Source organism: Enterobacter sp. CFEC122 (assembly GCF_052983755.1).
On sequence record NZ_JBRIQR010000079.1, the window covers coordinates 1 to 6,590 of the forward strand.

At 52.0% G+C, this 6,590-nt stretch carries 5 protein-coding genes and 3 pseudogenes; 3 read left to right on the forward strand and 5 right to left on the reverse strand.

All coding sequences use genetic code 11. The features are described 5' to 3' along the window. Positions 1-129 precede the first annotated feature (129 nt). Entirely contained in the window at positions 130-1,563 is a 1,434-nt protein-coding gene (locus tag ACVCAM_RS25690; protein WP_001288432.1) for a DNA cytosine methyltransferase, read from the forward strand. A gap of 33 nt (positions 1,564-1,596) precedes the next feature. Here the strand turns inward: ACVCAM_RS25690 and ACVCAM_RS25695 are convergent, their stop codons facing one another. Beyond that, positions 1,597-2,805: a type II site-specific deoxyribonuclease gene (locus tag ACVCAM_RS25695; RefSeq protein ID WP_001749969.1), complete on the reverse strand. Its 1,209-nt coding sequence runs from the start codon at positions 2,803-2,805 to the stop codon at positions 1,597-1,599. 61 nt (positions 2,806-2,866) lie between these two features. Between ACVCAM_RS25695 and ACVCAM_RS25700 the strand changes: the two are divergent. After that, positions 2,867-2,932, forward strand: a pseudogene (locus ACVCAM_RS25700) (EAL domain-containing protein); the annotation flags it as partial. Positions 2,933-3,071: 139 nt separating this feature from the next. On the opposite strand, the gene ACVCAM_RS25705 reads toward ACVCAM_RS25700, so the two are convergent. From ACVCAM_RS25705 to dfrA14, 4 genes and pseudogenes are all read right to left on the reverse strand, one after another. Continuing rightward, complete coding sequence (locus ACVCAM_RS25705) at positions 3,072-3,836, reverse strand: IS6-like element IS6100 family transposase (protein WP_001389365.1); 765 nt, start codon at positions 3,834-3,836, stop codon at positions 3,072-3,074. Positions 3,837-3,953: 117 nt separating this feature from the next. Then, positions 3,954-4,028 (reverse strand): annotated as a pseudogene (locus ACVCAM_RS25710) (EAL domain-containing protein); the annotation flags it as partial. 58 nt (positions 4,029-4,086) lie between these two features. After that, positions 4,087-4,245: pseudogene (gene mobC, locus ACVCAM_RS25715) on the reverse strand (plasmid mobilization relaxosome protein MobC); the annotation flags it as partial. Positions 4,246-4,465: 220 nt separating this feature from the next. After that, positions 4,466-4,939: a trimethoprim-resistant dihydrofolate reductase DfrA14 gene (dfrA14, locus tag ACVCAM_RS25720; RefSeq protein WP_004201280.1), complete on the reverse strand. Its 474-nt coding sequence runs from the start codon at positions 4,937-4,939 to the stop codon at positions 4,466-4,468. A gap of 155 nt (positions 4,940-5,094) precedes the next feature. Between dfrA14 and intI1 the strand changes: the two genes are divergently transcribed. Next, positions 5,095-6,108, forward strand: coding sequence for a class 1 integron integrase IntI1 (intI1, locus tag ACVCAM_RS25725; protein ID WP_000845048.1), 1,014 nt, complete (start codon positions 5,095-5,097; stop codon positions 6,106-6,108). The last annotated feature ends 482 nt before the right edge of the window (positions 6,109-6,590 follow it).

A 6,590-nucleotide genomic window follows, 5' to 3' on the forward strand; every position in this document is an offset into this window, starting at 1 on the left:
CCAGAAGACGCTCCAGCGTGGCCAACGTGCGTTACCTAACAATAAACCTGTTTAAATATCCAGATAAAAACATTCAATCTGGGTCAAATGAGTGATACAGTTTCACCCATAAGACCCAATGGAGGCAATATGTCTGAATTTGAATTACTGGCGCAGGATCTGCTTGAGAAAGCAGAAGCGGAAGAACAACTGCGACAGGAAAATGATAAAAAGCTGCTCGGGCAGGTGCTGGAAATCTATGACCAGAAGTACGTGGCTGAACTGCTTAGAAAAGTTGGTAAAAATGAGTGGAGTCGCGAGACTCTTAATCGCTGGATTAATGGTAAGTGCTCACCTAAGACGCTGACGTTAGCCGAAGAGGAACTTCTACGAAAAATGCTTCCGGAAGCGCCTGCACATCACCCTGACTATGCCTTCCGGTTTATTGACCTGTTTGCTGGGATTGGAGGTATACGGAAGGGCTTCGAAACCATCGGTGGCCAGTGCGTTTTTACCAGTGAATGGAATAAAGAGGCTGTGCGCACATATAAAGCTAACTGGTTTAACGATGCTCAGGAACACACTTTCAATCTCGATATTCGTGAAGTCACGCTCAGTGATAAACCTGAAGTACCTGAAAACGATGCCTATGCTTACATTAATGAGCATGTGCCGGATCATGATGTACTTCTAGCAGGTTTCCCCTGTCAACCGTTTAGCCTTGCGGGCGTAAGCAAGAAAAACTCGCTCGGGCGCGCGCATGGTTTCGAATGTGAGGCTCAGGGAACGCTTTTCTTCGATGTGGCGCGTATTATCCGCGCAAAAAAACCTGCCATCTTTGTTCTTGAAAACGTTAAAAACCTGAAGAGCCATGACAAGGGTAAAACCTTTAAAGTCATCATGGATACCCTCGACGAACTGGGCTATGAAGTTGCGGATGCAGCTGAGATGGGCAAAAACGATCCTAAAGTTATCGACGGAAAGCACTTTTTACCTCAGCACCGAGAACGTATCGTTTTGGTCGGTTTCCGCCGTGATCTGAACATTCACCAGGGCTTTACCCTGCGCGATATTAGTCGTTTTTATCCGGAACAGCGTCCGTCATTTGGCGAACTGCTGGAACCCGTGGTTGACAGCAAATATATACTGACGCCGAAACTCTGGGAGTATCTCTATAACTACGCCAAAAAGCACGCAGCTAAGGGTAACGGATTCGGTTTTGGCCTCGTTAATCCTGAAAATAAAGAAAGCATTGCCCGTACGCTTTCTGCTCGCTATCACAAAGACGGGTCTGAAATTCTGATAGACCGTGGCTGGGATATGGCCACAGGTGAAACAGACTTCGCGAACGAAGAAAATCAGGCGCATCGGCCCCGCAGGCTGACTCCGCGAGAGTGCGCGCGCCTTATGGGTTTTGAAAAAGTAGATGGCAGGCCTTTTCGCATTCCTGTGTCAGACACTCAGTCGTACAGGCAGTTCGGTAACTCCGTAGTGGTGCCCGTGTTTGAAGCCGTAGCCAAACTGCTTGAACCTTATATCCTGAAAGCGGTTAATGCCGATTCGTGCAAGGTTGAACGAATCTGATCGCTCCTCCCGGTATTTATGCCGGGAGATAATCTATGGAATATCTGCGTAAAGCCCTGTCAGCTCAGCAATAAACGCACCTAGCGTCATTAGCTCAGCTCTCACCGCCTCCGGGTATTTTTTGTGCAGAGATGATGGCACGACCAATCTGACACCCGACTCCCGCATCTCCCGATATTGAGCCAGAGAAACTCCCTCCTGGAGTGTAAACAGATGCACCTGATGAATTTTATCGGCCTCATTCAGTATCTGACGCCAGCGATCCTTACAGGTAGTCTTGACTGCCAGCATGCGCAGATTTTCTACGGGAAACTCAGTATCGTGGTAAGCCCCTGCGGAAGGGAAAAGGAAATCGGGTTTTTTATTACCTTCTGTGATGGCCTGCGTCGCAAAGTGTCGCAGGCCGTGCTCAATGAATAGATGCTCCAGGTGCAGTTCCAGCGACTTCCCGGCTCTGGATTTACGGCGATTGCTGACAGAATTGGCCAGCGCAATAAATTCATCCACAGAGCCAAATCCTTTCCGGATGATATCCAGAACATGCAGTTCCTCAACCAATAGAAATATGTCGTACTCCACGCGCCGGCGGTCAAGAAGTTGCTCATCCGGATCAAGGGAATTTTTCACATAATGGCTGGCTGCATACTGAATAATTTCACTTCCCGACGGAAAGCGCAGGTGCCAGTCTTCAGGTAGAATATATTTATGATTTACTGGCGCTTGCTGTAGAGATAGTCCGCCTAGAATCTGTCCTGCGGGGCCGGATATAAGCGCTCCGGGTATAACTTCACCAATAGCGGTCTCAATGACGTCCTCTTCATCAGTGCTGGCGCATACCCAAATATTTACTTCCTTACAGTCCCCCCCTTGCTCATCAAGCTTGAAAGCCAGGAGCGTCAGAGCCCCTGTATTTTCAGGATCCTGAAGTGGGCTGCCTCTACCCCAGCGGGTAATCCTTTTTTCATTCCGGGTTTTACCAAAATGACGGCTGTTATAATAAATTGCCCTGGCTTCGCTGTCAGGGCAATCATGCGATGACACATGTGCGGTGAGAAAAACCGAAGGGTTCAGTTCACGGGTATGGTTGATAGACGGAAAGAGTTTTTCAACGATACCTGAAGGGATATAAAGCCCTACCTGGTGACCACCTGTTGCGCCGGTATCGTTGGCGGAAAGGCGTTTGATGTAGACGAAGTAATTCTCACATGCGATCTCAAGTAGCCAGTTGTGGAAAACCGACATAAGCATCCCCTGTTACCCTGAAACTCTACTCACCATTTTTTCATGATTATATACAAACAGTGTCATTTTCAGAAGACGACTGCACCAGTTGATTGGGCGTAATGGCTGTTGTGCAGCCAGCTCCTGACAGTTCAATATCAGAAGTGATCTGCACCAATCTCGACTATGCTCAATACTCGTGTGCACCAAAGCGAGGTGAGCATGGCGACGGAGGCTCTGTTGCAAAGATTGGCGGCAGTCAGAGGTAGGCTGTCGCTCTGCGCCGATCAGGCGGCTGCTGCGAAATGGTGGTTGAGCATGCCCATGGCCTCCGTCAGCGCCGAGGGCCCAATGCCAAAAGCTCTCTCCACAAGGCGCACCTCGCCCCTGATGCCGGGCTGCAGGCACCAGGGGCGAGCCTGTCCTTTGCGCAGGGCTCGCATGACTTCGAATCCCTTGATCGTGGCATAGGCCGTGGGGATCGATTTGAAACCGCGCACCGGCTTGATCAGTATCTTGAGCTTTCCGTGATCGGCCTCGATCACGTTATTGAGATACTTCACCTGCCGGTGGGCCGTCTCCCGGTCCAGCTTTCCTTCGCGCTTCAATTCGGTGATCGCTGCACCATAGCTCGGCGCTTTGTCGGTATTGAGCGTGGCAGGCTTTTCCCAGTGCTTCAGGCCTCGCAGGGCCTTGCCCAGGAACCGCTTCGCTGCCTTGGCGCTGCGGGTCGGCGACAGGTAGAAATCGATCGTGTCGCCCCGCTTGTCGACTGCCCGGTACAGGTAGGTCCACTTGCCCCGCACCTTGACGTAGGTTTCATCCAGGCGCCAGCTCGGATCAAAGCCACGCCGCCAGAACCAGCGCAGCCGCTTCTCCATCTCCGGGGCGTAGCACTGGACCCAGCGATAGATCGTCGTATGGTCGACCGAAATGCCGCGTTCCGCCAGCATTTCCTCAAGGTCGCGATAGCTGATCGGATAGCGACAATACCAGCGCACCGCCCACAGGATCACATCACCCTGGAAATGGCGCCACTTGAAATCCGTCATCGTTCCGTCCGTCCAATCTCCGCCAAGCATGCTCAAGCTTCACGATTTTTGCAACAGAGCCCACACGAGTATTGAGCATAGTCGAGATTGGTGCAGATCACTTCTGATATTGAACTGTCAGGAGCTGGCTGCACAACAGCCATTACGCCCAATCAACTGGTGCAGTCGTCTTCTGAAAATGACAATCGTGCCACCGGCTCCAGGTCTTATCGAACAGCTCAGACACATGGTCCAAATGCTGGTCGATCCGTTCGGCCAGTTTTTCGATGGCCTCTTGCTTGAGCTTGTCACTTTCCCTGAACTCGATGTTCAAGGCCCTGGCCACCTGGTTGAGGTTCCGGCCGATAGCTCCAAGCTGCCGGCACGATTCCCGTACGGTGTTCACTTCTTCATCAGTGAGGACCGGCATCCGGTTCAACGACCGCAGTCATTTCTGTACCTAAACAGTCCTGCGAATATGTGAGTTTTGACCTAATGAGCCACAAAAACTCATTTTCGCCCACGATAATTTTTCTACTTCCTTTCTTTGGAATGCTCATTTCAATATTCACATAACGTCGCTATCAATCGCGGAAAAGGCGTAGTGCGCGAAGCGAACGAAGCTTTTTGCCGTCGATTGCATAGCTTTGTTAACCCTTTTTCCAAATTTGATAGCAATAGTTAATGTTTGAAGTAAAGTGTTGCTCAAAAACAACTTCGAAGGTATTTGGAATACTCGGGAAGAAAACATCCCCCTCTGGCTCGATGTCGATCGTCGATAAGTGGAGCGTAGAGGCCATGGGTAATGTTTCTCGGTAAATTTCTCCGCCACCAGACACTATAACGTGACCGGTGAATTCAGCTAGCCTGTCCATGGCCTCTTCGATTGACTGAAATACAACTACATTGTCATCATTTGATGTCCAACCTGAGCGGGTAACGACCGCGTATTTCCTATTGGGGAGTGCGCCCATAGATTCAAACGTCTTGCGACCCACCAGAAGCCACTGATTGTAGGTCAATGCTTTAAAAAGTAGCTGCTCCCCTTTCGCGGACCAGGGTATGTCTGGACCGCAACCAATCACGCCGTTTTTCGCTTTCGCAGCCATCAATGATACTTTCAAGGTTCTCATCCTGGGTTAACTTTGTTTTAGGGCGACTGCCCTGCTGCGTAACATCGTTGCTGCTCCATAACATCAAACATCGACCCACGGCGTAACGCGCTTGCTGCTTGGATGCCCGAGGCATAGACTGTACAAAAAAACAGTCATAACAAGCCATGAAAACCGCCACTGCGCCGTTACCACCGCTGCGTTCGGTCAAGGTTCTGGACCAGTTGCGTGAGCGCATACGCTACTTGCATTACAGTTTACGAACCGAACAGGCTTATGTCCACTGGGTTCGTGCCTTCATCCGTTTCCACGGTGTGCGTCACCCGGCAACCTTGGGCAGCAGCGAAGTCGAGGCATTTCTGTCCTGGCTGGCGAACGAGCGCAAGGTTTCGGTCTCCACGCATCGTCAGGCATTGGCGGCCTTGCTGTTCTTCTACGGCAAGGTGCTGTGCACGGATCTGCCCTGGCTTCAGGAGATCGGAAGACCTCGGCCGTCGCGGCGCTTGCCGGTGGTGCTGACCCCGGATGAAGTGGTTCGCATCCTCGGTTTTCTGGAAGGCGAGCATCGTTTGTTCGCCCAGCTTCTGTATGGAACGGGCATGCGGATCAGTGAGGGTTTGCAACTGCGGGTCAAGGATCTGGATTTCGATCACGGCACGATCATCGTGCGGGAGGGCAAGGGCTCCAAGGATCGGGCCTTGATGTTACCCGAGAGCTTGGCACCCAGCCTGCGCGAGCAGCTGTCGCGTGCACGGGCATGGTGGCTGAAGGACCAGGCCGAGGGCCGCAGCGGCGTTGCGCTTCCCGACGCCCTTGAGCGGAAGTATCCGCGCGCCGGGCATTCCTGGCCGTGGTTCTGGGTTTTTGCGCAGCACACGCATTCGACCGATCCACGGAGCGGTGTCGTGCGTCGCCATCACATGTATGACCAGACCTTTCAGCGCGCCTTCAAACGTGCCGTAGAACAAGCAGGCATCACGAAGCCCGCCACACCGCACACCCTCCGCCACTCGTTCGCGACGGCCTTGCTCCGCAGCGGTTACGACATTCGAACCGTGCAGGATCTGCTCGGCCATTCCGACGTCTCTACGACGATGATTTACACGCATGTGCTGAAAGTTGGCGGTGCCGGAGTGCGCTCACCGCTTGATGCGCTGCCGCCCCTCACTAGTGAGAGGTAGGGCAGCGCAAGTCAATCCTGGCGGATTCACTACCCCTGCGCGAAGGCCATCGGTGCCGCATCGAACGGCCGGTTGCGGAAAGTCCTCCCTGCGTCCGCTGATGGCCGGCAGCAGCCCGTCGTTGCCTGATGGATCCAACCCCTCCGCTGCTATAGTGCAGTCGGCTTCTGACGTTCAGTGCAGCCGTCTTCTGAAAACGACAAACAGCCAGAAAGGCTGTTACAGGCGATTTGATCTGCAACCTATTGGTTAAATTAATGTATCAAAAACGATGGTTTTTGTGACAGTCTTGAAAAGTCCTGACTTCTCCCGAAAAATGACTCCCCTCATGTAACAAAACTCGTTACTGTATCAACATAACAATAACCCCATAACTAATTAGCGAGAAAAGAATGAAAATCGGCTATGCACGTAAATCTACGCATCTTCAGGATGTGGCGCACCAGGTTGACGAACTAACAAAAGCTGGATGTGAGCAAATC